Raw genomic sequence first — 25713 nt, forward strand, 5'->3', positions numbered from 1 at the left:
ACGAACGCTCTGCAGTACCCGGCGAACGGCCCGGCTCCTCCCCCACGGAGCCGGGCCGTTCGGCGTTCCACGGGTTCCGCCGCGGAGCTCACTCGTGTGTCCCTGCACGGATTCCGCCCGCTGCCGGGAACACGGCTGGGAGCTCGTCGAGAGCGCGGACGCCCGGCCCGAGCGGGAACGCTTCCCCACGCCGAGCGGGCGGATCCCGCGCTCTGACCCGCGCGGAGGCGGCACGAACCGCCCGCCCGCTCGCCCGGAGTCCGCTCCGCTCGCGCTCCGGGCAAGCGCTGGAACGCCGGAACGCCCTTCCCACCACCGCCAGCCCGGCCCCTTCATGTCCCCGAGCGGGCGTAGCGTGTCGTCCAGCCCGAGCGCGGGTGCGGGAATCGCCCGTCCGCGAGGGCAGTTGCACCCGGCACCCGTCCCGACGAAGAGGAGCACCACCATGGCCACCGACTGGATCGCACTGCAGTCGCTCGCCGCCGAGGAGTTCGGCCGCCGGATCGTCGCCGTGACCGACTGGGATGCCCCCACTCCTGACTCGGAGTGGACGACCCGCGACCTCGTCACGCACGTCATCGACGAGCAGCGGTGGATCCCGAAGCTCCTGACCGGCTGCGACTACGCCCAGGCCGAAGCAGACCTCGAACCGATCGGCCCCGATCTCCCCGGCGAGTGGGCGAAGTTCGCGGCGGCAGCCTCCGACGCCTGGCGGAATGCGCCCGCTGACACCCCCGTGCACCTGAGTACGGACGTCGTCCGCGCCGACCAGTACCTCACCGAGCAGACGAGCGACATCACCATCCACACCTGGGACCTCGCCCGCGCGACCGGCACGGACGAGACCCTGCCGGACGAGCTCGTCCGCGCCGTGTGGGAGTACTTCGAACCGCAGATCGAGGACCTCGCGGCGACCGGGCTCTACGCGGCCCCGGTCGAGGTGGACGCGGACGCACCGCTCCTCGTCCGCCTGCTCGCCGTCACAGGCCGCGATGCCAAGGTGAACGCATGACCGCAGAAGAAGCCCGCTCGACACCAGCGGGCGGAAACGCACCTCACACCGACGCGCCCGCAGCAGACACCGCCCGCTCGGCCGAGCCCAGCGCCAGCGCCAGCGCCGACGCCCCCACCAGCGCCAGCACCGACGCCAGCACGGGCCCCGCGGCCGTGCCGACCACGCGCCTCGGGCGGACGGGCCTCGAGATCAGCCGGATCGTCCTCGGCATGATGTCCTACGGCGCCCCCGACCAGGGCTCCCACTCGTGGAGCGTCGACATCGACGCCGCCCGACCCTTCGTCCGTCGCGCCTACGAGGCCGGCATCACCTCGTTCGACACCGCCAACGTCTACTCCGCGGGCTCGAGCGAGGAGATCACGGGGCAGCTCCTCAAGGAGATCGCCCCGCGCGAGGCGGTCCAGGTCTTCACGAAGGTCTTCAACCGCATGCGACCGGGCCCGAACGGCGCCGGCCTCTCGCGCGCCGCGATCATGCACGAGATCGACGCCTCGCTCACCCGACTCGGCACGGACTACGTCGACCTGTACCAGATCCACCGGTTCGACCCGCACACGCCGGTCGAGGAGACGATGGAGGCGCTGCACGACGTCGTCAAGGCCGGCAAGGCCCGCTACATCGGCGCGAGCAGCATGTGGACGTGGCAGTTCGCGCAGATGCAGCACGCAGCCGAGCTGCACGGCTGGACGAAGTTCGTCAGCATGCAGGACCAGTACAACCTGCTCGAGCGCGAGGAGGAGCGCGAGATGCACCCGTTCGCGCAGGCGACGGGTGTCGGCGTCATCCCGTGGAGCCCGCTCGCCCGCGGCAAGGTCACCCGCCCGTGGGACGCGCAGGGGTCGGGCAGCCGCTCGGACACCGACGAGTTCGGCAAGACGCTGTACCGCCAGGACGAGGACGCGAACCGCGCGATCGTCGACGCGGTGCAGCAGGTCGCCGAGGCGCGGGGCGCGAGCATGGCGCAGATCGCCCTCGCGTGGGTCGCCGGGAAGCCCGCGGTGACCGCGCCGATCATCGGTGCGACCAAGGAGCACCACATCGACGACGCGGTCGCCGCGACCGCGATCGACCTCACCGACGACGAGGTGTCGCGACTCGAGTCCGCGTACACGCCGCGGGTGCCGTCCGGTTTCTGACGTCACGCCGTGACGCAACGGGAGGCCCGGTGCCAGCTGGCACCGGGCCTCCCGTTGCGTCACGCGGTCGCGCCCAGGTCCGCGCCGCTGTCCGACTGCTCCCGCAGCCGCGCGATGCGTACGAGCGCTGCGCGCTCCGTGCCGGGCGTGGTCCCGAGCACCGCGCCGATGCCGTCGAGCACCACGCCCGCGACCCGGCGGACCGGCAGCTCCACCGGCCCGACGGCCGGCGTCCGGAGCCCGAGCATCGAACGGTGGCGCGGGTCGAGCGAGGCGACCGCCCCGTCGAAGAGGGCACGGTACCCGGGCCGCAGCAGCTTGGCGACCGGCGGGTCCTTGATGAACCGCACGACGTCGTGGGTCCGGGCGTCGGCCTTGAGCTCCCCGCGGTCGAGGTACCCGTTCATCTGCGCGCGGAGCTCGGCGTCGGACTCCGGCGCGTCGTCGACGCCCATCAGCCGCCCGGCGACGGCCCACTCACGGACGTACGCGTCGGCGCCGCCGGGGATCGGGGCGCCCCAGAGCTGTGCGCTCCGCAGGAAGGCGTCGGTGAAGGCGAGGTGCACCCAGCGCGCGAGGTCCGGGTCGTTCGCGGCGTAGGGCCGGGTCACCCCGTGCCCGTCGACGTACTCGCCGACGACGCGCTCGTGGAGCTTCCGCACCCACTGGCTGGCGTGCGTGGCCTGCTGCGTGTCGCCGTGCGACACCGTGTAGATCCAGCGGATGGTGCCCGCAAGCCGGCCGAACGGGTCCTCGCGGTAGCGGGAGTGGTCGGCGACGCCCGCGAGCGCCCCGGGGTGGAGGGCCTGCACGAGCAGCGCCCGGACCCCGGCGAGCACGGTGTGGTTGCCGCCGTGCACGGCCCAGGTGGCGGACCCGGGGCCGAAGAAGCCGGCGTCGGAGCCCTGTTCGAGCTCGTCGATCCAGGCGGGACGCTCGGTCGCGCCGTTGGTGAAGGTGTCGTTGAGGCGGGAACGGAACGCGTCGGACACGGAGGGCATGCACCCATCGTCCGTCGTGCCCCTGACAGTGCGCCCTGACCGTGGGCCCTGACGGTGAGCCCTGACAATGCGCACGGCCCCGCCGGTAGGTTGGCCGGGTGAGCATCGACACGCCTCGTCCCTGGCTTGCCTCGTACGCCCCGGGGGTCCCGCACGACATCGACGAGCCCACGGGCTCGCTGTACGACATCGTGGAGGGATCCGCGCAGCAGTTCCCGGGGAGGGTGGCGCTCGAGTTCTTCGGCAGGACGACGTCGTACGCCGACCTCGAGGAACAGATCCTCCGGGCGGCGAACGGCCTCCGGAAGCTCGGCGTCGGTGCGGGCGACCGCGTGGCGATCGTGCTGCCGAACTGCCCCCAGCACGTCGTGGCGTTCTACGCGGTGCTCCGGCTCGGCGCGATCGTCGTCGAGCACAACCCGCTCTACACGGCGCGCGAACTCCGACACCAGTTCGAGGACCACGGCGCGAAGGTCGCCATCGCCTGGGACAAGTCCGTCGCGACGCTGCAGGACTTCCCCGCCGACCTCGCGCTCGACGCGATCGTCTCGGTCGACCTCACCCGTGCGATGCCGCGCACCACCCGGATCGCCCTGTCGCTCCCGGTCGCGAAGGCCCGTGCGTCCCGCGCGAAGCTGACGACGACGGTCCGCGGCACGACGAAGTGGGACGACCTGGCGTCGACCCGGAAGCTGTCGAAGCGCCACCCGCGCCCGGCGACCACCGACGTCGCGCTCATCCAGTACACGTCGGGGACGACCGGCGTGCCGAAGGGTGCCGTGCTGAGCCACCGCAACCTCCTGGCGAACGCCGCACAGGCACGGGCCTGGGTCCCGACGATCCGCCGGGGCGACAACACCGTCTACGCGGTGCTCCCGATGTTCCACGCGTACGGCCTGACGCTGTGCCTGACCTTCGCGATGAGCATGGCCTCACGGCTCGTGCTCTTCCCCGCATTCGACCCGGCACTCGTCCTCAAGGCCATGAAGAAGCACCCGCCGACGTTCCTGCCGGCCGTGCCGCCGATCTACACGCGCCTGCAGCACGCCGCCGACTCGGCGAAGGTCTCGCTGCAGGGCATCGAGATCGGCATCTCCGGTGCCATGCCCCTGTCGCAGAGCGTCGTCGAGCCGTGGGAGGCCCGCACCGGCGGCTGGCTCGTCGAGGGCTACGGGCTGTCCGAGTGCTCCCCCGTCCTGATGGCGAACCCGGTCTCGCCCGAGCGTCGGCTCGGCGCGATCGGCCTGCCGCTGTCCTCCACCGAGGCGCGTGTGGTCGACCCGGACGACCCGTCGAAGGTGCTCGGCACGGGCGAGGCCGGCGAACTCCAGGTCAAGGGCCCGCAGGTGTTCCGCGGCTACTGGGGCAAGGCCGAGGCGACCGACGAGGTCTTCACGCCCGACGGCTGGTTCCGCACGGGCGACGTCGTGTCGATCGACGCCGACGGCTTCGTCAGCATCGTGGACCGGCTCAAGGAGCTCATCATCACCGGCGGCTTCAACGTGTCGCCGTCCGAGGTCGAGGACGCCCTGCTCAAGCACGCCAGCGTCCGCGAGGTCGCCGTCATCGGCATCACGCAGTCCGGCAACGAGCAGGTCGTCGCGGCCGTCGTGCCGAAGGACCCGGCGACCTTCGACGCCGAGGCCCTGCGCGCGTGGTCCCGCGACCAGCTCGCGGCGTACAAGGTGCCGCGGCGCATCGTCGTGGTCGAGGACCTGCCCCGGTCGATGATCGGCAAGGTCCTCCGCCGCAAGGTGCGCGACCAGATCACCGGTCGGTAGCGCTGCCGGGTCGCCGACGACCCGGCAGCGCGAGCAGCCCCAGTCCGACGACCACGAGCCCGATGCCGGCCCAGCCGACCGCGCCGAGGTGCTCGCCGACCACGAGCACCGCGAGGACCGCCGCCACGACCGGTTCGAAGAGCGACAGCAGGGTCGCGACCGAGGCGCTCACGTGGCGGAGGCCGACCGCGTAGAGCGAGTGGCCGAGCACCGTCGGGACGAGCGCGAGGTACCCGAACACCGGCCAGTGCGCGGGAGCCAGCGCGTCCGGCCCGGCGCCGACCGTGCACCAGAGCACGAGCACCACCACGAGCGGGACCGCCGCCAGCCCGAACACCGCGCCGACGACGGCGCGCCCGGGAACGACGACGGCGCGTCCGGGAACGGACGCACGAGCGGCCACCGACGCCACGCCGGGCGTGCCTGCCGCGCGCATCCCCCGCGCGACCGCCCACGAGTACGTCGCGTACGTCAGGCCGGCGACCAGCGCGCTCCCGAGCCCGAGCGGCAGCGAGCCGCTGCCCGGCGCCTCCGACCGCGCGACCGTCACGACGACCATGCCGACCACGCTGACCAGGGTGGCGACGACCCACCTGCCGGAGACGCGCCTCCCGTCCGCTGCCCACTCGACGAGGCCCGCGAACAGCGGCGACGTCCCGATCGCCACCGTCGTGCCGAGGGCGACCCCGGCCTCCGCCAGCGCCGCGTAGAACGCGACCGCGTACACGACGAGCGACGCGGCACCGAGGACCACCCAGCGACGAGTGTCTCGCTGCACCAGGGCACGCACGGCGCCGCGACCGGTCGTCGCGGCGAGCAGGAGGCCGCCGAGCCCGAACGTCACCGCCCCGAACACGAACGCAGGCACCCCGGGCGCGAAGTGCGTCGCGGTCCCCGTCGTGCCCCACACCGTCGCGGCGACGAGGACCGCCGCCGAGCCGCCGACGACCGGACGGGAGGCACGCCCGCCGCCCGCCACGGACGTCACGACACGTGGACGGTCGGCCTGCGGTGCACGTCCGGTTCGGCTTCGCGGAGGACCTCACGGGTGACCGGGGCGACGTCGCCGACACCGGTGAAGACGAAGCGCAGGGCGTTCCGGATCGGACTGCCCTCGTTCCACTCGAAGTAGATGCTCGGCACCACACCGGCGATGTCGCGCACGGCGAGCAGCGTCGACGCGATCGTGTTCGGGACGTTGCCGGACCGGACGCGGAGCACGCGGTGTCCCTGGACGACGTGTCCCTCGACCACCAGGTCCTCCTCGAAGTCGGAGGAGTCGGCCTGCAGGACCTCGAGGAACATCGTCGGCACACGCGCCGGGATGCCGGAGTCGCGGCGTTCCTCACGACCCTTCGACCGGTACGCCTCGGCGGTGCCGGCACCCGGCTCGTTCGCGATGATGCAGACCGAGCTGAACTGGTCGGCGTCGGCCTCGATGAACTGCCGCGCGACCGCGTCGAGCTCGATCGACGACGCCCGGAGCTCGAACGACCGCCGGACCCGGGACACGAGCGACACCACGACGATGGCGATGATGAAGACCGCCGCGATCCGGACGCCGTCGGGCCGCTCGATGACGTTCGCCACGGTCGTGTAGACGAACACGACGGCGATGATCCCGAAGCCGATCGTGCGCTTCTTCTGCTGCTTCCGCCGAGCGGACAGCGTCACCGCGACCGCCGCACTCGTGATGAGCACGAGGACGCCGGTCGCGTACGCGCCGCCCTGGGCGTCGACGTTCGCCTCGAAGATGATCGTGATCGCGAAGGCGATGAGCGTGAAGATGATGACGAGCGGTCGGGTCGCGCGGGCCCACTGCGGTGCCATGCCGTACCGCGGCAGGAAGCGCGGGACGAGGTTCAGCAGGCCCGCCATCGCGCTCGCGCCGGCGAACCAGAGGATCGCGACGGTCGAGAAGTCGTACACCGATCCGAACACGTTGCCGAGGTACTCGTGCGCGAGGAACGCCAACGCACGACCGTTCGCGCCGCCGCCCGGCTGGAACTCCTGCTGCGGGATGAGGAACGTGGTGGCGATCGACGACGTGATGAGGAACGTGCTCATGATGATCGCCGCGGTCGTGAGCAGCCGCTTCGTCCCGCGGATCCGGCCCTCCGGTCGACCGCTCGGGTCGTCGCCCGCGCCGCCGCGCACCTGCGGCATGACGGCGACACCGGTCTCGAAGCCGGACAGGCCGAGCGCGAGCTTCGGGAAGACCACGAGCGCGATGCCGATCATGACGAGCGGGTTGCTGTGCTGCGCGGTCAGGTTCGACCACCAGTCGGTGGCCACGACCGGGCGCTCGAACACGTGCCACAGCGCGACGACGATCACGACGGCGTTCAGCAGGAGGAACACCGCGACGAGCCCGACGGCGATCCCGATGGCCTCCTTGAACCCGCGGAGGAAGACGATCCCGAGCAGGAGCAGCAGCACGAGCGTGATCGGCACCGGGATCTCGGTGAACCAGTGCGGCGTGAACGGGTTCTCGGCGATGTGCGCGGTGGCGTCGGCGGCCGAGAGCGTCATCGTGATCATGAAGTCGGTCACCGCGAACCCGAGCAGCACGAGCACGAAGAGCTTGCCGGCCCACCAGGGCAGGAGCTTCTCGAGCATCATGATCGAACCGGCGCCCTTGAAGCTGTCCGACGCCACCCGGCGGTACACGGGCAGCGCGCCGAACAGCGTCACGAGCACGAGCACGATGGTCGCGATCGGCGACAGCAGCCCTGCGGCGAGCGCGGCGATCGCGGGCTGGTAGCCCAGCGTCGAGAAGTAGTCGACGCCGGTCAGGCACATCACGCGCCACCACGAGTGGGTCTTCTCGACCTCCACCTGGTGCGGGCCCTGGTGCGAGGCCCCCTGGTCGGCACCGTGCAGCATCCAGCCCCGCAGCCGGCTGCTGCGCTCGGCGGGTCGCTCGGTGGCACCGCGCTGGGCGGCGCGCTCGGCTTCGGTCGCGGTCACGAGAGACGATGGTAAGCGGTCCGGACCACGCTCCGGGACCCCCGGTCGAGGATCGGTGGACGGTGCGTCACCCCGCGCTGATCCGCGTGTACTTCCGCACGGCCAGGGGCACGAACACGACGAGCAGCACCGCGATGCCGACGAGCACGGTCGCGACGGGGTGCTGCATCGTCCAGACGTCGGGCACCGGGGCGGTGCCGACGTTGCCGAACAGCTCCCGCGCGGCCTGCACGAGCGACGAGACGGGGTTCCACTCGGCGAAGACCCGCAGCACGAGCGGCATCGTGTCGCTCGGGACGAACGCGTTCGAGATGAACGTCAACGGGAACAGGACCATGAAGGACGCGTTGTTGATGACCTCCGGCGTCCGGACGCTCATCCCGAGCAGCGCCATCACCCAGCTGAAGGCGTAGCTGAACAGCAGCAGCAGGCCGATCCCGGCGAGGAACTCGTGCGGCGCCGACTGCACGCGCCACCCGACCGCCAGGCCGGTCAGCATCATGATCACCATGGAGATCGCGTTGAGGACGAGGTCCGAGTTCGTGCGCCCGACGAGCACCGCGGACAACGACATCGGCAGGGTGCGGAAACGGTCGACGAGCCCCTCCTTGAGGTCCTGCGCCATCGCCGACCCGGAGAACGTCGCCCCGAACACGACGGTCTGCGCGAAGATCCCGGCCATGAGGAACTGCGTGTAGTCGGTCCCGCGCACCTGGATCGCCCCGCCGTACACCTGGCTGAAGAGCAGCACGAACATGATCGGCTGCAGCACGGCGAACACGAGCATGTCCGGCGAGCGCTTGATCTTCGTGAGGTTCCGCTTCGTGACGGTCCAGCCGTCCTCGAACCAGATCGCCACGGGCGAGGTCACGACCACCGGCAGCTGCCGTCGGGTCCGTGCGTCGACGGCGGTCACCGCACACGCTCCGGCGTCGCGTCCGTCGTGTCGCCGCTCGCGACCGCGTCGGCACCGTCGGCTCCACCACGGTCGCGTCGGCCCGGCCGGGAGGCCCGCCCCGCGTCCGTCCCGCCCGTCGCGTCCGACGCCTCCCCCTCCACGGCCGTGGCCGCGTGTCCGGTCAGGCGCAGGAAGACGTCGTCGAGTGTCGGCCGCCGCATGCCGGCGTCGTGGAGCCGGACGCCGGCCTCGTCGAGGTCGGCGAGCACCCGCTGGAGCGCCGCGGGTCCGGCGTCCACCGCGATGCCGGAGGTGCGCCCGTCCGCCGAGGTCTCCACGGCACCCACGCCGTACCGACGCAGGGTGGTGACCACGGCCTCCCGGTCGTCCTCGTCGACCAGCGTGACGACGACCCGGTGGCCGCCCACCTGGGCCTTGAGCTGGTCCGCGGTGCCCTCGGCGATGACCCGGCCGTCGTCGATGACCGCGATGTCGTCCGCGAGCTGGTCCGCCTCCTCCAGGTACTGCGTGGTGAGGAGCACGGTGGCGCCGTCGGCGACGAGCCCCTCGATGATCCCCCAGAGCGCGAGCCGGCTCCGGGGGTCGAGCCCGGTCGTCGGCTCGTCGAGGAACAGCACGCGCGGGTTCGCCACGAGTGCACCCGCGAGGTCGATGCGCCGCCGCATGCCGCCGGAGAAGCCCTTGACGGGACGGTCGCCGGCCTCGGCGAGGTCGAACACCTCGATGAGCTCACGGGCCCGTGCCCGGGCCGCCCGCCGGCCGAGGTGGTACAGCCGGCCCACCATCTCGAGGTTCTCGGCCCCGGTCAGGTTCTCGTCGACCGCGGCGTACTGCCCGGACACACCGATCGACCGGCGGGTCGCCTGGGGTTCGGCCACGACGTCGACGCCGTCGATCGTCGCCCGACCGCTGTCCGGCACGACGAGCGTCGTGAGCACCTTCACCGTGGTGGTCTTGCCGGCGCCGTTCGGGCCGAGCAACGCCGTCACCGTGCCCTCGGGGACGGAGAGGTCGAGTCCGGCCAGTGCGTGCACCGGACCCGACCGTGATCGGTAGGTCTTGGTCAGCCCGGAGGCTTCGATGATGGCCATGTCGCTCCTCGTCGTCCACGTCGTCGTGGGGCGGCGGGAGCGTCGACGTCACTCAGACGTCGAAGTCGCCACCGCCGAAGTCGCCGAACCCGCCGCCGAAGTCGCCTCCGCCGTCGCCCCAGCCCGCGCTCTCGAACCCGCCGCCGTCGGCCGCGCCCGCGTCGCCGGAGCCACCGTCGGCCGCGCCACCGTCACCGGAGTCGGCACCAGTGTCCTCCGAACCGCCGTCGCCCGCAGCGTCGGTACCGCCGTCGAACGATCCGGCGTCGGGCAGGAACGCGCTCATGAGCGTCGACCCGATGACGTAGCCGGCGACCGTTCCGAGGATCGACGCACCGATCATGCGACCGAACGACGGGCCGCCGCCGCGCTGGCCCATCATGCCGCCGCCGTTCATGCCGCCGCCGTTCATGCCGCCGAGCGAGCGCTCCATGAAGCCGGGCTGCCGGATCTCGGACCGGGTCGCCGCCTGGGCGAGCGACCGGGGGTCGTCGCCGCGCGGGGCCTCGCCGTCGGGGGCGCTCCGCGTGAACTCGTCGTAGACCATCCGGCGCTGCTCGGGCGTCAGGGTCGCGAACGCCTCGGCGTGGACCTCCTCGATGCGCTCGGGCGGGGCCGTGCGGAGCAGGTAGCGGTACCGCTCGACGGCGCGCTCGTCGTCGGAGGAGGCGCCCCCCTGCTGCCCGGCGCCCTGCTGGCCGGCACCCTGCTGGCCGGTCCCCTGTGCGGGGCCGCCCCACTGCGGCGTGCCGTACTGCTGGCCGCCGTACTGCTGCCCCTGCCCCTGCCCCTGCCCCTGCCCCTGCGACACGGGGGGCACCTGGTAGGACTGCTGCCCGTACCGGTAGCCCTGCTGGGGCTGCTGCTGCTGGGGCGGCTGGGGCTGTCCCCACTGGTCCTGCTGGCCACGGTCACGCTCGGGTCGGCCGAGCAGTCGGTCGAGGAAACCCATGTCGTTGCTCCTTCGGTGCGGTCCGACCCGGTCGGGTCGGTCCGTCGCTCCCCACCGTAGGCAGCGACGACGACCGCTGACTGTACGCCTGCACAGAACTGGCCGAGAGCGGCGTCAGCGACTCCCGAGCGCGCTCGTCCACACCGCGTGCAGCTCGTCGGCGGCGCCTGGGTGCGCGACCAGGAACGGTTCACCGACGCGCGGGAAGCCGTCGACGGAACCGGCCCGGGTCAGCACGACGCCGCCCGCCTCGAGCACGAGCAGCACGGCCGCCCCGTGGTCCACCGGGTCGAACGCGGGGACGCACCCGCCGATCCCGCGGCCGGCGGCGACCTGCGCGATCGTCAGCGTGCTCGAGCCCATCACCCGGACGGCGCACGACCGGTCGGCCAGGGCCTCCGCGAGCGCACCGAGTGCGGCCCAGGCCCCGGGACCGCCGGACTCGGCGCCGACCACGGCACCGGCGAGCGCACGCGGGGCGTCGTCGAGGCGGAGCGGGACGTCGCGGACGACCGCCCCGCGACCCCGGCGGGCCTCGAGCACCTCACCTCGCCACGGGTCCGCGACGACACCGACCACGGGGCGACCGCCGCGGGTCAGGCAGAGCGACATCGCGGTCCAGGGCAGCCCGTTCACCAGATTGGTCGTGCCGTCGACCGGGTCGAGGTACCAGCGGTACCGGTCGCCGGGTGCGTCCCCGTACTCCTCACCGGTGAAGCCGTGCGTCGGGAAGGCCGCCCGGACGCGGGCGCGCACGAGGCGCTCGACCGCCCGGTCGACGTCGGTGACCGGTGCGGCGGGGACACCTCCGGACGACACCCGACCGACCGGGTGCTCCCGGGTGAAGGCGATGACCTCGTGGGCGATCCGGTGCGCGAGGGCCTGTGCACGCGTCGCGACCTCCTCCTCGGTCGGCTCACGGTCGGGTCGCGCCCAGCCGTCCCGCTCACCACCGGCCAGCACGGCCCGCGCGGAGGCGACGTCGTCCGTCGCGATGAGGTCGGCGCCCAGGCGGGCGGCCCACCGGACCGGTTCCGGCTCGTCGACCGTCCGCACCGCGACCGCCATCCCAGCCTCGTGGGCGGCCCGGACGGTGTCCGGCGTCAGGAAGACGTCGTCGACCAAGAGCGTGGTGGACCCGAGGCCCTCCGTGTCGTCCGCGGTCGGCGCCGCGAGGGACTCCCAGGGCAACCAGGTGTCCGCGTCGGGCAGCGCGGCCCGGACCGTGGCGAGCACCTCGGGCGTCCCGGTCCACGCCACGGCCGTGTCCCAGGTCGACGCAGCGACCGTGCGCGTGGCGACGAGGGCGTCCGCCGGGTCCTCGACCCGGAGGAGCAACCCGGAGCGGCACCCGTCGAGGCGTTCGAGCACGGCATCGAGGCGCGGGATGCGGTCGAGCCCGTTCCCCAGACGGGCGACGTCGCACCAGGGGACGTCCGCGACCCGGCGGGGATCACCCCAGAGCCGTCCGAGGGTCTCGTCGTGCAGCAGCACCGCGACGCCGTCGGCCGTGCGGCGGACGTCGACCTCGACGACGTCGGCGCCGAGTGCCTCCGCGACGGCGATCGCCGGCAGCGTGTCCTCGCGCCGGACCCGAGGAGCGCCCCGACGAGCCACGAGCCGCGGGAGGGTCCGTGCGCCGCGCCCGTCGCGGTCCGGTCCGACGGTGGCCTGGTCGAGCGTCGTCATCCCGGCATGCTGTCGGGCCGGGGTGGCCTCCGGGTGACCAGCGGGTGAACGCGGTCCGGATCAGACCCGGCCGCGACCCCGTCGACCCGAGCGGGCGGCGACCAGGCGGACGACCGCGCGCCACCCGAGCAGGAACACCGCGAGCGAGATCGTCGCGACGATGACGAAGGACAGCGGCAGCGGGTCCCCGGCGACGTCGCCCTGCCCGGTCAGCACCCGGAGCAGCATCCCGATCGCGACCGCGGCCACCCAGACGACGACGCCGGTGGGCCACAGGCGCATCGGACGGGCCCACCCGCGTACGACCAGCCAGCCCACCGCCCAGCCGGCCAGGAACGGGTACGCCGTCGTCCAGAGCCCGATCGGCGACGCGGCCTCGGCGTGGGACGACCGCCCGATCAGCGCGAACGCGACGATGAGGACGATGTCGACGACGGCTGCTAGCCAGGCCCGGGTGCGAGTCACGAGTCCATCGTCCCACTCCGCCGGGCGCCCTCAGAACAGGCCGTCGCGTCCCGCCTCCGGGCCGTCGAACCCGCGGAACATGTCCGAGACGAGCGCGGCGATCTGCGGCTCGACCAGGCGCTCGACGGCCTCGGCGATCCGCGGCCGGTGCTCCACGAGCGCCAGGCACACCGCCGTCCCCGTCGCGCGGGCGCACTCGTCCGACAGGGCGATCTCGTGCCGGAGCGCGGCCTTCGCCTCGTCGGACAGCGGCTCGCGCGGCTCCTGCTGCCTCGCCCCGGTGCCGGTGAGCTCGTCGAGGGTGAAGAGGAACGGCTCGCCGGGCGACGGCTCAGGGTCGACGTCGAGGCCCTGGAACTCGGGCGACAGGCCCTCGGTCGGTTGGTAGCCCGCGTGCCGCTTCCGTGCCGCGGCGCGTTCGAGCTCCCGTTGCAGCAGCGGCAGGTTCCTCGCCGTGTACTCGTCGACGGCGTCCTCGACGATGGTCGAGATCCGACCGATGAGCGCGTGCTGCACCGCGTGCGGTACGTCCGGCCCGAAGCCCGCGGCGGTCGCGATCGGCGACCCCGTGCACTTCCGGCAGATCCGGGTCCGAGGACGGGCGGTGCCGATCTGCCACCGCGGCAGCCAGCGGAGCCAGAGGTCGACGGCGCCCCGCACACGCCCGTCGATGCCGTCCATCCCTCAACACTAGGCCGGGCGGCCGCGATCGCCCCGGGCCGCGCGCGAGCGGGCGGAAACGGGACCGGGAGGACGCGCGACGGCACACCTTCCGCCCGCCCGCCGCAGGACGCCGTCCGCGACTCGGCCCAGCCCCGCTCGGGCTCGTCTCCGTCCCCGTCCATGCACGCGAGCGGGCGGAAACGGGACAGGAGGCACGCACGGCCCCGCAGGTTCCGCCCGCTCGACGCGGGACGCCGTCCCCGGTTCGGCCGCCCCGCACCCACGAGCGGGCGGAAACGGACCCGGCTGTCGGCTCGCCGGCGCGCGATCCGCCCGCTCGGCGCGGGAGCGCACACCACGCGCCCGCATCGCCCGCGAGCGGGCGGAAACGGGACGGGAGGCGCGTGGGGACCAGCAGGGACCGCCCGCTCGCGCACTGCGGGACGGACGGGAGGCGCGGCGCCGCCGAACGCGCGGCCCGCGTCACGACGGGGCCGGGTCCTCAGCCCTGCGGTTCCGTCACGAAGTCGATGAGTTCCTCGACCCGGCCGAGCAACTGCGGCTCGAGGTCGGCGAACGTCCGCACCTGCCCGAGGATCCGCTGCCACGCCCGGGCGACGTCGGCCTGGTCCTCGGCGGGCCACCCGAGGTGCTGCAGGATGCCCTTCTTCCACTCGATCGAGCGCGGGATCGTCGGCCACGCCTCGAGCCCGAGGCGCGCGGGCTTCACCGACTGCCAGACGTCGACGAACGGGTGCCCGACCACGAGCACGTGCGCGCCCCACTTCCCGCGCATCACGGCGTCGGCGAAGCGGGACTCCTTCGACCCGGGGACGAGGTGGTCGACCAGGACGCCCACGCGGCGGGAACGGTCGGGGCGGAACTCGTCGAGCACGTCGGCGAGGTTGTCGACACCCTCGAGGTACTCGACGACGACGCCCTCGACGCGGAGGTCCGACCCCCAGACCTTCTCCACGAGCTCGGCGTCGTGCCTGCCCTCGACCATGATCCGGGAGGGCAGGGCGACGCGAGCACGTTGCGACTCGACGGCGAACGAGCCGGAGGCGGTGCGGAGGCGACCGCCGCCGGAGGCCTGGCGGACCGCCGGAGCCGAGCCGGGCCTCCAGTCCGAGTGGACGGCACCGATCCGACCGGCCGGGCCGGCGGGTGCCGCGGCAGACCGACCGACCGGGGCCTGCGGGCGGCCGAGCGTGACGAGCTCGCCCTCGAGCAGGAACTGCCCGGTGAAGGGGAAGGCGCGGGTGCGGCCCTTCCAGTCCTCGAGGGAGACGTTGCCCGCCTCGAGCCCCACGACGGCCCCGGCCCAGCCGGAGTCCGGGTCCTCGAGGACCATGTCGCGCTCGAGCGGCACCTGCCGCACCTTCTTCACGCCCTTCGCGCGCCAGTCGCCCGAGAGCACGTCGCTGCCGTACCGGTCGTCGTCCACCCGGGAAGCGTAGTGTCGACGGGTCCCGCAACGGCGCCGGATCCCTGGCGCGTCCCGTACGCGCCGCGACCACCCCGATCGGAAGGCACCACCGTGCGCGCAACCGTCATCCACGCCCCCCGCGACATCCGCGTCGAGGAGCGTGACGCCCCCGTCCTCATCGATCCCACCGACGCCGTCGTCAAGGTCACCGCGGCCTGTGTCTGCGGCTCGGACCTCTGGCCCTACCGCGGCGTCCGCGACACGAAGGAGCCGCGCGCCATCGGGCACGAGTTCGTCGGCGTCGTCGAGTCCGTCGGCGCGGACGTCACGGACCTGTCGGTGGGCGACTTCGTCATCGCGCCGTTCACGACGAACGACGGCACCTGCCAGGCCTGCGCGCACGGCATGACGAGCGGCTGCGACCACGGCTCCACGTTCGGCGTCACGCCGGACGCGTACGGCCACCCGCTCGGCGGCGCCCAGGCCGAGTACGTCCGCGTCCCGGACGCCGCGGCGACGCTCGTGCGCGTGCCGGGTCCGGTGGACGACGACCTGGTGCCGTCCCTCCTCACCCTGTCCGACGTGTTCTCCACCGGACACCACGCCGCCGTCTCGGCCGGTGTCGGCCCGGGCAAGACCGTCGTGGTCGTCGGCGACGGCGCGGTGGGCCTGTCCGCCGTGCTCGCGGCCTCGCGGCTCGGCGCCGAGCGCATCATCGCGATGAGCCGGCACGCCGACCGCCAGGCCCTCGCCCGCGACTTCGGTGCGACCGACGTCGTCGAGACCCGCGGCGACGAGGGCGTGGCCGCGGTGCGCGAGCTGCTCGGCGGCGACCTCGCCGACTGCGCACTCGAGGCCGTCGGCACCGCCGAGAGCATGGACCAGGCGCTGCGGGTCGTGCGGCCCGGTGGCGCGGTCGGCTACGTCGGGGTGCCCGCGGGCGACCCCGAGCTGCCGATGCCGTTCCTGTTCGCGAAGAACATCACGGTCGGCGGGGGCATGGCTCCTGCTCGCGCCTACATCGAGGAGCTGCTGCCCGACGTGCTCTCGCGAGCGATCGACCCGGGCCGGGTGTTCGACCTCGAGCTGCCCCTCGAGCAGGCGGCGGAGGCGTACGCGGCGATGGACGAGCGTCGCGCGATCAAGGTGCTGCTGCGCCCGTAGGGACGGAGCGTCCCGAGCGCGGCGGTCCGGCCCTCAGGCGTCCCGCACCGCGAGCACCCGGTGCGGGGCGGCCCGCTCGGCGCGCCACCCCGCGGGCAGCACCCCCTGCAGCTCCGGCACCGTGAACGACCGGCGGATCGAGCGCAGTCCGTCCACGCGGACGAAGGTGCCGGCCGACACGAGCGGGGACGCCAGCGCGTAGGCCCGGTACGCCTGCCGCGACCGTCGGATGTCGGAGTGCAGGCTCCGTCCGGTCGCGAGCTGCTCGGAGTCGGCGAGGAACGCGACCCGGGCCGCGTCGTCGAGGTGGTGCAGCACGTGGTTCGACACGACCACGTCGAAGCGCTCCCCCGCAGCGACGAGGTCGGTGCTCGACGCCTGCCGGAAGGTGACGCCCCGCGTCGCCGACCGACGAGCGGCCGCGATCGCCCGCTCGTCGGGGTCGACACCCACGACCTCCACCGAGAAGCCGTCGCTGCCGGCCCACCGCACCAGCGAGCGGGCGAGGTCGCCACCGCCGCACCCGAGGTCGAGCACGCGCGCACGCCCGCTCGGGGGCAGTGCCGGCACGACGTGGGTCCGCCAGACCGCGCGCCAGCCGCTCACCAGAGCGTTCACCACGGCGAAGCGCCGGAACGTCCGGTCGAGGGCACGCGGGTCGCATGCCGGGTCGTCCATGAGCTCCTGCAGCTCGGTGTCCCGGACGCTCAGGTCGACGTTGCGCAGGTCGGGGTCCCGGTCGCCGCCGGTCACGCGCCGACCGCCGTGAGCCTCGCGCTCTCCACCGTCAGGCCGGGCCCGAACGCGACCGCCGCCAGCGGGGTGCCGCTCGGCAGTCCGCGCTCGACCGCGTCACGCAGCACGAAGAGCACCGTCGCGCTCGACATGTTCCCGTGGTCGCGGAGGACGGCACGACTCGAGGAGACCGCCGTGTCCGGCAGCGCCAGGGCGTCCTGCGCCCGGTCGAGGATGGCACGGCCGCCGGGGTGCACGGCCCACACGGGGACGTCGGCGAAGGTCTCGCCCTCGCCGAGCAGCGACGTGACGGCGGCGGGGACGTGCACGCCGACGAGCTTCGGGACCGCCGTCGAGAGGACCATCTCGAACCCCTCGTCACCGATGTTCCAGGCCATCTCGGACGCACCCTCCGGCACCGTCGCCGTGGCGAAGCGCTCGATGCGCAGTCCGGGACCGCCCTGCGCGACGACCACCGCCGCGGCGCCGTCGCCGAAGACGCTGTTCGCGACGATCTGGTCCGGGTCGTCCGAGGCCCGGACGTGCAGGGTGCAGAGCTCGGCGCAGACCACGAGCACGACGGCGTCCGGGTCGGCCTCGGTGAACGCGGCCGCGATCCGGAGCGCCGGGAACGCCGCGCAGCACCCCATGAAGCCGATGTGGTGCCGGAACACCCCCGCCGGCAGACCGAGCTGCTCGACGACGTCGATGTCGGGTCCCGGTTGCGTGAACCCGGTGCACGACACGGTGACGAGGTGGGTGACCCGGTCGGGCTCGATGCCGGCCCGCTCGACCGCGTCGCGTGCGGCGGCCACGAAGAGCGCCGGCGCGAGGTCCCGGTAGCGGTCGTTCCGGGTGCCGGTGGACGGCGAGACGAGCGCGCCGGAGTCCTCGCGGAACAGGCCGCCCGGACGCGTCGCGTCGAGCTCGTCGACCACCGTGTGTCGGTGCTCGACCGCCGAGACGTCGAAGGCCGCCGGCACGATGCGCCTGCCGAGGCGGCCGAGGTCGGGCTGCCCGACGAAGAGGTCCCGCACCGCCGCCTGGTCGAGGGTGGTGGTGGGGACGGCGGTCCCGATGGCGCGGATCGTTGCGGTCACGACCCATCCTGTCACCTGGTCGCTGTCACTTCCCCAGGTACGACGGACGGGAGGCTCCCCACCGGGCACGGCCCGGCAGCCGCTGGCGCGTCTGCCGGGAACCGGCCGGCGTGGGCCCAGGTGCCGTCCGGCACCGCGCCTCCCGTCCGCTGCTGGTCGCGCTCCGCCTGCTGGTCGCGCTACGCCTGCTGGGCGCGCTCCAGCACCAGCTCGCGGACGCGCGCGGCGTCCGCCTGGCCCTGCATGGCCTTCATGACCGCGCCGATGATCGCACCGGCGGCCTGCACCTTGCCGTCCTGGATCTTCGCGAGCACGTCCGGCTGGGCAGCGAGCGCCTGGTCGACGGCGGCCGTGAGGGCCGAGTCGTCCGAGACGACCTTCAGCCCGCGGGCCTCGACGACCTGAGCGGGCGAGCCCTCGCCCGCGATGACGCCCTCGAGCACCTGTCGGGCCAGACGGTCGGTCAGGTCGCCCGACTCCACGAGCGCGATGGTCTCGGCGACGTGCTGCGGCGACACGAGGTCTCCTGCGGCGGCGTCCTGCGCGTTCGCCACGCGGCTGATCTCACCCGTCCACCACTTGCGCGCGGCCTGCGGGGACGCACCGGCGGCGACCGTGGCCTCGACCTCGTCGAGCAGCCCGCCGTTGACGACGTCCTGGAACTCGAGGTCGCTGAAGCCCCAGTCCCCCTTGAGGCGACGGCGACGGGCGACCGGGGCCTCGGGCAGGGAGGCACGGAGCTCCTCCACGACGGCCGGGTCCGGCACCACCGGGAGCAGGTCGGGCTCCGGGAAGTAGCGGTAGTCGTCGGCGTCGGACTTCGGGCGCCCGGCCGAGGTGCGGCCGGTGTCCTCGTGCCAGTGCCGGGTCTCCTGCGTGATCGTCCCGCCCGCGGCGAGGATCGCCGCCTGGCGCTGGATCTCGTAGCGGATGGCGCGCTCGACGGCGCGGAACGAGTTGACGTTCTTCGTCTCGGTCCGGGTGCCGAGCTTCTCCTGGCCCCACGGGCGCAGGGAGATGTTCGCGTCGCAGCGCAGGTTGCCGCGCTCCATGCGGGCCTCGGACACCCCGAGGGCGCGCACGAGGTCGCGGATGACCTGCACGTAGGCGGCCCCGAGCTCGGGCGCGCGGTCCTTCGCGCCGAAGATCGGCTTCGTGACGATCTCGACGAGCGGGACACCGGCACGGTTGTAGTCGACGAGCGAGTACTCCGCGCCCTGGATGCGGCCGGTGGCACCGCCGACGTGCGTCAGCTTGCCGGCGTCCTCCTCCATGTGGGCGCGCTCGATCGGCACCTGGAAGATCGTGCCGTCGGCGAGCTCGACCTCGACCTCGCCCTCGAACGCGATCGGCTCGTCGAACTGCGAGATCTGGTAGTTCTTCGGGTTGTCCGGGTAGTAGTAGTTCTTCCGGGCGAACCGCGAGGACTCTGCGATCGAGCAGCCGAGGGCGAGCCCGAGCTGGATCGAGTACCGCACGGCCTGCTCGTTGACCACCGGCAGTGATCCGGGCAGACCGAGGTCGACCGGCGTCACGTTCGTGTTGGGCTCGCCGCCGAAGAAGTTCGGGGCGTCCGAGAACATCTTCGTCTTCGTCGCGAGTTCGACGTGGACCTCGAAGCCGAGCACCGGCTCGAAGCGCTCGAGCGCCTCGTCGAAGTCCATCAGCGCGTCCTTCTGCGCCATCAGATCACACCTTCCTGCGCAGCGGACTGCTGAGACTGGTCGAGGTCCGGGATGCTGTCGATGAGCGGACGACCCCACTGCTGCTCGAGCAGGCGCTCGAGCGCGGCACCGGCACGGTACAGCCGGGCGTCCTCGCGCTGCGGTGCCATCAGCTGCACGCCGGTCGGCAGCGAGTCCTCGGGCGCGAGGCCGTTCGGGATGCTCATCCCGGGGACGCCCGCGAGGTTCGCCGGGATCGTCGTGAGGTCGTTGAGGTACATCGACAGCGGGTCGTCGAGGCGCTCCCCCAGCGGGAAGGCAGTCGTCGGCGCCGACGGGCTGATGAGCAGGTCCACCTTGTCGAACGCGGCCGCGAAGTCGCGCTGCACCAGCGTGCGGACCTTCTGCGCGGAGCCGTAGTAGGCGTCGTAGTAGCCGGCGCTCAGCGCGTAGGTGCCGAGGATGATGCGGCGCTTGACCTCGGGTCCGAAGCCGGCCTCCCGCGTGGCGGCCATGACGTCCTCGACGGTCGCGCCGTTCTCCGGCGTGACGCGGAGTCCGAAGCGCACCGAGTCGAACTTCGCCAGGTTCGACGAGGCCTCGGCCGGCAGGATCAGGTAGTACGCGCTGATGGCGTACGCGAAGGACGGGGCGTCGATCTCGACGACCTCGGCCCCCGCCTGCTCGAGCAGCGCCACCGTCTCCTGGAAGCGCTGCGTCACGCCGGCCTGGAAGCCCTCGCCCCCGGCCAGCTCCTTGACCACGCCGACCTTGAGCCCACGGAGCGTGTCGGCCTGCAGCCCTTCGCGCGCGGCGGCGGCCATCGACGGCCAGGCGTCGGGGATGGACGTGGAGTCCCGCGGGTCGTGCCCGCCGATGACGTCGTGCAGGAGCGCGGCGTCGAGGACGGTGCGCGAGACCGGACCGACCTGGTCGAGCGACGAGGCCAGGGCGATCGCGCCGTACCGGCTCACGCCGCCGTAGGTCGGCTTGACCCCGACCGTGCCGGTGACGGCGCCGGGCTGACGGATCGAGCCACCGGTGTCGGAGCCGAGGGCGAACGGTGCCTCGTGCGCGGCGACCGCGGCGGCCGAGCCACCGCCGGACCCGCCGGGGATCCGGTCGAGGTCCCAGGGGTTGCGCGTCGGGCCGTAGGCCGAGAACTCGGTGGTCGACCCCATCGCGAACTCGTCCATGTTGGTCTTGCCGAGCGGCACGAGGCCGGCGGCGCGGAGCTTCGCCACGGGGGTGGCGTCGTACGGCGGCCGCCAGCCCTCGAGGATCTTCGACCCCGAGGTCGTCGGCATGTCCTGCGTGCACAGGACGTCCTTGATCGCGATCGGGACGCCCGCGAGCGCCCCGAGGTCGTCACCCGCGGCGCGGCGCGAGTCGATCGACTTCGCGACCGCGAGGGCGTGCTCGTTGACGTGCAGGAACGCGTGCACGTCGCCGTCGACGGCAGCGATGCGGTCGAGGTGGGCCTGAGTGGCCTCGACGCTCGAGACGTCGCGGGCCACGAGGGCGTCGGCGAGCGCAGCGGCGCTCAACCGGGTGATGTCGTCGGTCACTGTCTTCCGCCCTACTGTTCTTCGCCGAGGATGGCCGTCACGCGGAACCGCTCGCCGTCGGAGTCCGGGGCGCCGGACAGCGCCTGCTCCTGGGTCAGCGTCTGCCCCACCACGTCGGGTCGGGTGACGTTGCCGAGCGGCACGGGGTGGCTCGTCGCCGGTACGTCGTCGGTCGCGACCTCGGCGACCTTCGCGACGCTCTCGACGATGTGCGCCAGCTCCCCGGTCAGCTTCTCGATCTCGTCTGGCGTGAGTGCGATGCGCGCGAGGTCCGCCAGGTGGGCGACCTGCTCGCTCGTGATGTCAGGCATGGTGCTCCGTCGATCGGTTCGTGGAATGCGCACCAGTCTATTGGCCGTGTCCGGCGGCCGTGCCACGGCGAGGGTGCCCGTGGACGGCGACCACGGCTGTGGAGAGCGGCAGCCTGGAGGCCCGGTGCCGGTCCGGCGGACCGGCACCGGGCCTCCAGGCCGACGGCTGCTACCCGCGTGCCGTCCCCTGCTGCGTGGTCGCGCCCGCAGACGGTGCCGCCGCCGGTGCCGTCGGCGCTGTCGGCGCTGTCGGCGCTGTCGGCCCCGGTGCCGGTCCCGGCGTGGTCGACGTCGTCCCCTGGTCGGCCGCGCCGGTCCCGGCACCGTCTTGCGACGACGCCTGCGGGATGGACGACTGCGGGGTCGACGACTGCGGGGTCGACCGCGTGCCGATCATCGCCGGGTCGGGCTGGGGCAGGGCGTCGCCGCCGGACCGCTGGTCGAGCCACGACATCATCGTGCGCCCGACGCCGAACTTGGCGCTGTAGCCGGTCGTGCCCTGCAGGAACGGCCACTCGGCCAGCCGGACGTGCCCCTGCACGTTGCCCACCCAGGTGGCGTTCGTGTACTTCGTCGTCGACGCGACCAGCCAGTTCTGCTCGTCGCCGTCGGTCGTGCCGGTCTTGGCGAACTTCGGGACGCTGTCACCCGGGTTCGCGCTCGCGGCCGTGCCGGATCCGGTCAGGACGCCCTGCAGCGCGTAGTCGACCGTCCCGGCGACCTCCGCCGAGACCCCCCGCGTGCACGTGGACGGCGTCGGGGTGATCTTCCTGCCGGTCGAGGTGGTCACCGAGTCGATCGCGGTCGGGGTGCAGACGACGCCGCCGTTCGCGAAGCCCGCGTACGCCTCGGCGAGGTCGATCGGTGACAGCGGGTTCGTGCCGAGCACCGAGGCGGGGTTCGAGTCCGGCGCGGCGCCGTTCGCCTGGTGGATCCCCATCGCCTGCGCCACTTCCTTGATCTTGCACAGGTCCAGCTGCTTCGCCATCGCGCCGAAGGCGGTGTTGATCGACTCCGAGGTCGCGTCCTGCACGGTCGTGGACGGACTGACGGTCTCCGCGTTCGCGACCTGCCAGGGTTCGCCGCCGAGCGCGGTGCACGAGTTGGTGAACTCGTCCTGCGGGAACGTGTGCTGCGTGGTCGGGACGGACTCGCTCAGGGTGTGTCCGCTCGCGAGCCACTCGGCCAGCGTGAAGACCTTGTACGTCGAGCCGGTCGGGAAGCCGCCGGAGCCGCCTGAGGCCGTGTCGGTGTTGTAGTTCACCGAGGTGGCGCCCGCCGCCGCCGCGTCCGACTGCGTGTACGCGGTGTTCTGCACCATCGAGAGGATGCGCCCGGTGCCGGGTTCGACCGTCACGTTCGTGCCACCGACGTCGACGCCCGCCATGGTCGCGGGGACGTACGAGGACAGCGCCTGCTGCGCGGTCGCCTGCAGGTCGAGGTCGAGGGACGTGTGGATCTGCAGCCCCTGCGTGTCGAGCGTCTCGATGCGCTCGGCCTGCGTCTTCCCGAACGCCGGGTCCTGCAGCACCTGGTCGCGCACGGAGTCGCAGAAGTACCCGGCGTCGAAGCCCGAGGCCGCGGCCGAGCAGCCGTTCGCCGTGGCGGTGATCCGCGGCGTGACCGGGGTGGCCTCCGCCGCCTTCGCCTGCGCCGCGGTGATGTCGTGGTGCACGGCCATCCGCCGCAGCACGTAGTCGCGGCGCTCCTTGGTCAGGGCGTAGCCGTTCGCCGCTCCGTTGTCCTCGTCGGAGGGCTGGTCGATCCGCAGGTTCGCGGGGTTGTTGAGGATCGCCACGAGCGTGGCCGACTGCACGAGGGAGAGGTCCTTCGCGTGCACGCCGAAGTAGTACTCGGCACCGGCCTCCGCGCCGTAGACCCGCCCGCCGAGGCCGACGAGGTTGAGGTACCCCGTGAGGATCTCCTCCTTCGTGTACTTCTTGTCGAGCGCGACCGCGTACCGGATCTCCTGGAGCTTCCGCGCCTTGGAGTCGCCGGCGACCTTCTGGTAGCAGGAGTCGATCGCGGCCGTCGTCGCGGCGGCGTCCTTCCCGGTCAGTTGCTCGCACTGCTGCACGAGGACGTTCTTGACGTACTGCTGCGTGATGCTCGAGCCGCCCTGCACGCTGGCACCGTGGTGGAGCGCATCGGCGATGGTCGCTCGGAGCGTCCCGATCACGTCGATGCCGCCCTCGTCCCGGAACCGGGGATCCTCGGTGTCGATCGCGGCCTGCTCGAGCGTCGGAGCGATCTGGTCCGACGCGACGGTCGTCCGGTTCTCCGCGTAGAAGGAGGCGATCTTGACCTGCTGCCCGCCCTTCGTCGCCCAGACCGACGACACCTGCTGCGGGGTCTGGATGTCGAGGTAGCTCGGCAGGTCCTCGAACAGCGACACGGCGCCGGACGTCCCCTCGCCCGCGACCGCGACCGCGGGGGTGACCGCGACCGCCACGAGCAGGCCCGCCAGGCCCGACATGGCGACGAAGGTCGAGAGGGCCACCGGCCACCGCATTCCACGCATGGCCGCACGGTACGGCGGCGGTCTGGGGTCGTTCTGCTGCGGAGCGGTCGCCTCCTGCAGCCGCCTTCAGGAAGCCCCTCAGGGAGCGACACCGCGGCTCAGTCGCGGGGCTGGAGGTCCTGCGGACGCACCAGGTACATGTCCGGTGCCGTCCCCGGCGCGTGTCCACCGCCCCGGCCGTGCTGCGCCTGGTCGCGCACGAGGTCCCCCCGGCCGACGGCGATGAGCGCGACGTCGTGGAGGGAGGCCGTGCCCGGCTTCAGGTAGTCGTTGTGCCCGACGGGCCGCCGGAACACCCCGTCCGCCGAGGGCGCGGGGGCGGCGGACAGGTCGAGGACGACCGACCCGAACCCGGGCGACCCCGGGTCGGTGCCGAAGTACCCCGAGCCCGCGATCGGGTCGCTGTGCGCGTCGCCGACGTAGACCTGCCCCCGGTGGACGGCGAGCTGGGACGCCGTCCGCACGTCGCTGCCCGGCGACCCGAGGACCGTCAGCGTGTCCGCCTGCATCCGGCCCGACGACAGTGCCATGAGCGCCGTGGTCGACCCGTACGAGTGCGCGACGACGTTCAGCCGCGGTCGGTCGTCGCCGCGGACCGCCTCGAGCCCGTCGACCACGCGTTCGAGCCGCTCGGCCCCGGTCCGCGCCAGGTCGAGGGACAGGATGTTCGACATGTCCGGTGTGCGGTAGCCCATCCAGGCCAGGACGGCCTCGCCGCGTCCCGCTCCCGCTGCCGCCGCCTGCTCGTCGTGGAGTCCCGCGCTCGTGTCGGTGAGGTCGTGCATCTGGCCGGTGACCGTGTAGAACATGCCGGGCACCACGACCGTGACGTCGTCGGCGGTGTCGAGGTCGCCGACCGCGATCGCCGCCCGGCCCGCGCCCCGGGTGTCGAGCGCGACGAGCGAGCGGGGCGCACCGCCCTGCGCGTGCTGCAGGGACACGTCGACCTGGCCGAGCAGGGCGGCCCTCGCGGTGTCCGTCCCCGGGTCGGCGAGACCGGTCCGGAGCGTCAGGCGGTTCGCCCGGTCGCGGACGTCGAACGGGACGCCGTCGAGGTTCCCGACCACCGCCGGCACGGCCGCGACGAGCCGGGAGCGCGTGGCCGACGGGAGGCCCGCCCACCAGGTCGCGACGTCGAGTGCGGTCGGCGGGTGGTCCTGCGCCGTCGCGAGGACCCGGTCGTCGGCGTCGGCGCGCTCGAGGTCCCGCGGGTCGACGGCGACGAGGTCGTCGAGGAACTCCCGGCCGCGGGCACGTGCGAGGGTCTCCAGGTCGACGGCGTCCGCGTCCCCGGGACCAGCGGAGACGGGCACCGGCACCGGCCCCTGCACCGGCTCGACCGGTGCGACCGCGGTGGTGGTCACGACGGCCGCCGTCTGCACCGTGGGCACGACGGGGGCCTCGACCACTCCCAGCGAGTGCATCGAGGCGGTGAGCAGGGCCGCAGCGATGAGCAGCAATCAGGTCTCCCCCGGGAAGGCCGTACCGTCGTCCCCCTCAGGCGACGGGTGATGCTTGCTCGATCCTACGGAAGATGCC

Annotated in this window: 21 protein-coding genes; 4 read left to right on the forward strand and 17 right to left on the reverse strand. The window is 73.1% G+C overall.

The window, feature by feature from the left end:
- The first annotated feature begins 445 nt into the window (after window positions 1-445).
- Together AB0N84_RS01190 and AB0N84_RS01195 are read left to right on the forward strand one after the other, a co-directional pair.
- Window positions 446-1012 carry a TIGR03086 family metal-binding protein gene (locus tag AB0N84_RS01190; protein WP_182046454.1) on the forward strand — a complete coding sequence of 189 codons (567 nt, stop codon included), beginning with the start codon at window positions 446-448 and terminating at the stop codon, window positions 1010-1012.
- 155 nt (window positions 1013-1167) lie between these two features.
- Window positions 1168-2151 (forward strand): aldo/keto reductase, encoded by a 984-nt coding sequence (locus tag AB0N84_RS01195; RefSeq protein ID WP_141718821.1) that lies wholly within the window; start codon window positions 1168-1170, stop codon window positions 2149-2151.
- A gap of 59 nt (window positions 2152-2210) precedes the next feature.
- Here AB0N84_RS01195 and AB0N84_RS01200 read toward each other — a convergent pair whose 3' ends face one another.
- Window positions 2211-3152 (reverse strand): oxygenase MpaB family protein, encoded by a 942-nt coding sequence (locus tag AB0N84_RS01200; RefSeq protein ID WP_182046455.1) that lies wholly within the window; start codon window positions 3150-3152, stop codon window positions 2211-2213.
- Window positions 3153-3250: 98 nt separating this feature from the next.
- On the opposite strand from AB0N84_RS01200, the gene AB0N84_RS01205 reads away from it, so the two are divergent.
- A complete protein-coding gene (locus AB0N84_RS01205; RefSeq protein WP_363543213.1) occupies window positions 3251-4933 on the forward strand; it encodes a long-chain-fatty-acid--CoA ligase in 1683 nt (560 codons plus the stop codon).
- Here the strand turns inward: AB0N84_RS01205 and AB0N84_RS01210 are convergent.
- The 9 genes from AB0N84_RS01210 to AB0N84_RS01250 all read right to left on the reverse strand — a co-directional run bounded on the left by AB0N84_RS01210 (window position 4920) and on the right by AB0N84_RS01250 (window position 15129).
- Entirely contained in the window at window positions 4920-5921 is a 1002-nt protein-coding gene (locus AB0N84_RS01210) for an EamA family transporter (RefSeq protein ID WP_363543216.1), read from the reverse strand. The two genes, AB0N84_RS01205 and AB0N84_RS01210, sit on opposite strands and share 14 nt — an antisense overlap.
- Window positions 5918-7819: an amino acid transporter gene (locus AB0N84_RS01215; protein WP_259346130.1), complete on the reverse strand. Its 1902-nt coding sequence runs from the start codon at window positions 7817-7819 to the stop codon at window positions 5918-5920. The genes AB0N84_RS01210 and AB0N84_RS01215 overlap by 4 nt, the downstream gene beginning before the upstream one ends.
- Window positions 7820-7970: 151 nt before the next feature.
- Window positions 7971-8786: an ABC transporter permease gene (locus AB0N84_RS01220; protein WP_363543393.1), complete on the reverse strand. Its 816-nt coding sequence runs from the start codon at window positions 8784-8786 to the stop codon at window positions 7971-7973.
- 29 nt (window positions 8787-8815) lie between these two features.
- Window positions 8816-9913, reverse strand: coding sequence for an ATP-binding cassette domain-containing protein (locus AB0N84_RS01225; protein WP_289457701.1), 1098 nt, complete (start codon window positions 9911-9913; stop codon window positions 8816-8818).
- A 52-nt stretch (window positions 9914-9965) separates the two neighbouring features.
- A complete protein-coding gene (locus AB0N84_RS01230) occupies window positions 9966-10865 on the reverse strand; it encodes a hypothetical protein (RefSeq protein WP_363543219.1) in 900 nt (299 codons plus the stop codon).
- Between the two features lie 114 nt (window positions 10866-10979).
- A complete protein-coding gene (locus AB0N84_RS01235) occupies window positions 10980-12554 on the reverse strand; it encodes an inositol monophosphatase family protein (RefSeq protein ID WP_363543222.1) in 1575 nt (524 codons plus the stop codon).
- A gap of 60 nt (window positions 12555-12614) precedes the next feature.
- Window positions 12615-13019: a DUF3054 domain-containing protein gene (locus tag AB0N84_RS01240; protein ID WP_363543224.1), complete on the reverse strand. Its 405-nt coding sequence runs from the start codon at window positions 13017-13019 to the stop codon at window positions 12615-12617.
- 30 nt (window positions 13020-13049) lie between these two features.
- A complete protein-coding gene (locus AB0N84_RS01245; protein WP_363543226.1) occupies window positions 13050-13700 on the reverse strand; it encodes a spermidine/putrescine ABC transporter substrate-binding protein in 651 nt (216 codons plus the stop codon).
- A 484-nt stretch (window positions 13701-14184) separates the two neighbouring features.
- On the reverse strand, window positions 14185-15129 hold the full coding sequence (locus AB0N84_RS01250; protein WP_289457705.1) for a DUF3097 domain-containing protein: 945 nt from the start codon (window positions 15127-15129) through the stop codon (window positions 14185-14187).
- 93 nt (window positions 15130-15222) lie between these two features.
- Between AB0N84_RS01250 and AB0N84_RS01255 the strand changes: the two genes are divergently transcribed.
- Window positions 15223-16275, forward strand: a complete 1053-nt coding sequence (locus tag AB0N84_RS01255) for a zinc-dependent alcohol dehydrogenase family protein (protein ID WP_182046464.1) — start codon at window positions 15223-15225, stop codon at window positions 16273-16275.
- Between the two features lie 33 nt (window positions 16276-16308).
- On the opposite strand, the gene AB0N84_RS01260 is transcribed toward AB0N84_RS01255, so the two are convergent.
- The 7 genes from AB0N84_RS01260 to AB0N84_RS01290 form a co-directional block, all read right to left on the reverse strand.
- A complete protein-coding gene (locus AB0N84_RS01260) occupies window positions 16309-17028 on the reverse strand; it encodes a methyltransferase domain-containing protein (protein WP_363543229.1) in 720 nt (239 codons plus the stop codon).
- Window positions 17025-18110 (reverse strand): type III polyketide synthase, encoded by a 1086-nt coding sequence (locus AB0N84_RS01265; protein ID WP_363543231.1) that lies wholly within the window; start codon window positions 18108-18110, stop codon window positions 17025-17027. The genes AB0N84_RS01260 and AB0N84_RS01265 overlap by 4 nt, the downstream gene beginning before the upstream one ends.
- 179 nt (window positions 18111-18289) lie before the next feature.
- Complete coding sequence (gene gatB, locus AB0N84_RS01270) at window positions 18290-19795, reverse strand: Asp-tRNA(Asn)/Glu-tRNA(Gln) amidotransferase subunit GatB (RefSeq protein WP_182046470.1); 1506 nt, start codon at window positions 19793-19795, stop codon at window positions 18290-18292.
- Window positions 19795-21342, reverse strand: a complete 1548-nt coding sequence (gatA, locus tag AB0N84_RS01275; RefSeq protein ID WP_363543234.1) for an Asp-tRNA(Asn)/Glu-tRNA(Gln) amidotransferase subunit GatA — start codon at window positions 21340-21342, stop codon at window positions 19795-19797. Before gatA ends, gatB begins: the two co-directional genes overlap by 1 nt.
- Window positions 21343-21353: 11 nt before the next feature.
- The gene (gene gatC, locus AB0N84_RS01280) at window positions 21354-21653 is read right to left on the reverse strand and encodes an Asp-tRNA(Asn)/Glu-tRNA(Gln) amidotransferase subunit GatC (protein WP_069711598.1); all 300 of its coding nucleotides are present in this window, start codon (window positions 21651-21653) and stop codon (window positions 21354-21356) included.
- A 169-nt stretch (window positions 21654-21822) separates the two neighbouring features.
- Complete coding sequence (locus tag AB0N84_RS01285) at window positions 21823-24174, reverse strand: transglycosylase domain-containing protein (protein ID WP_363543237.1); 2352 nt, start codon at window positions 24172-24174, stop codon at window positions 21823-21825.
- 98 nt (window positions 24175-24272) lie between these two features.
- Window positions 24273-25634, reverse strand: a complete 1362-nt coding sequence (locus AB0N84_RS01290) for an alpha/beta hydrolase (RefSeq protein ID WP_289457710.1) — start codon at window positions 25632-25634, stop codon at window positions 24273-24275.
- Window positions 25635-25713 lie beyond the last annotated feature (79 nt).

The sequence above is a fragment of the Curtobacterium sp. NPDC089185 genome, from assembly GCF_040685235.1.
GTDB classification, from domain to species: Bacteria; Actinomycetota; Actinomycetes; order Actinomycetales; family Microbacteriaceae; genus Curtobacterium; species Curtobacterium citri.

Excerpts from the sequence above, each read along its gene's own strand:
- AB0N84_RS01245 (WP_363543226.1), bottom strand. The coding sequence starts at position 13,700 with ATGGACGGCATCGACGGGCGTGTGCGGGGCGCCGTCGACCTCTGGCTC.
- AB0N84_RS01215 (WP_259346130.1), bottom strand. The coding sequence starts at position 7,819 with ATGCTGCACGGTGCCGACCAGGGGGCCTCGCACCAGGGCCCGCACCAG.
- AB0N84_RS01225 (WP_289457701.1), bottom strand. The coding sequence starts at position 9,913 with ATGGCCATCATCGAAGCCTCCGGGCTGACCAAGACCTACCGATCACGG.
- AB0N84_RS01230 (WP_363543219.1), bottom strand. The coding sequence starts at position 10,865 with ATGGGTTTCCTCGACCGACTGCTCGGCCGACCCGAGCGTGACCGTGGC.
- gatC (WP_069711598.1), bottom strand. The coding sequence starts at position 21,653 with ATGCCTGACATCACGAGCGAGCAGGTCGCCCACCTGGCGGACCTCGCG.
- AB0N84_RS01235 (WP_363543222.1), bottom strand. The coding sequence starts at position 12,554 with ATGACGACGCTCGACCAGGCCACCGTCGGACCGGACCGCGACGGGCGC.
- AB0N84_RS01190 (WP_182046454.1), top strand. The coding sequence starts at position 446 with ATGGCCACCGACTGGATCGCACTGCAGTCGCTCGCCGCCGAGGAGTTC.
- AB0N84_RS01285 (WP_363543237.1), bottom strand. The coding sequence starts at position 24,174 with ATGCGTGGAATGCGGTGGCCGGTGGCCCTCTCGACCTTCGTCGCCATG.
- AB0N84_RS01200 (WP_182046455.1), bottom strand. The coding sequence starts at position 3,152 with ATGCCCTCCGTGTCCGACGCGTTCCGTTCCCGCCTCAACGACACCTTC.
- gatB (WP_182046470.1), bottom strand. The coding sequence starts at position 19,795 with ATGGCGCAGAAGGACGCGCTGATGGACTTCGACGAGGCGCTCGAGCGC.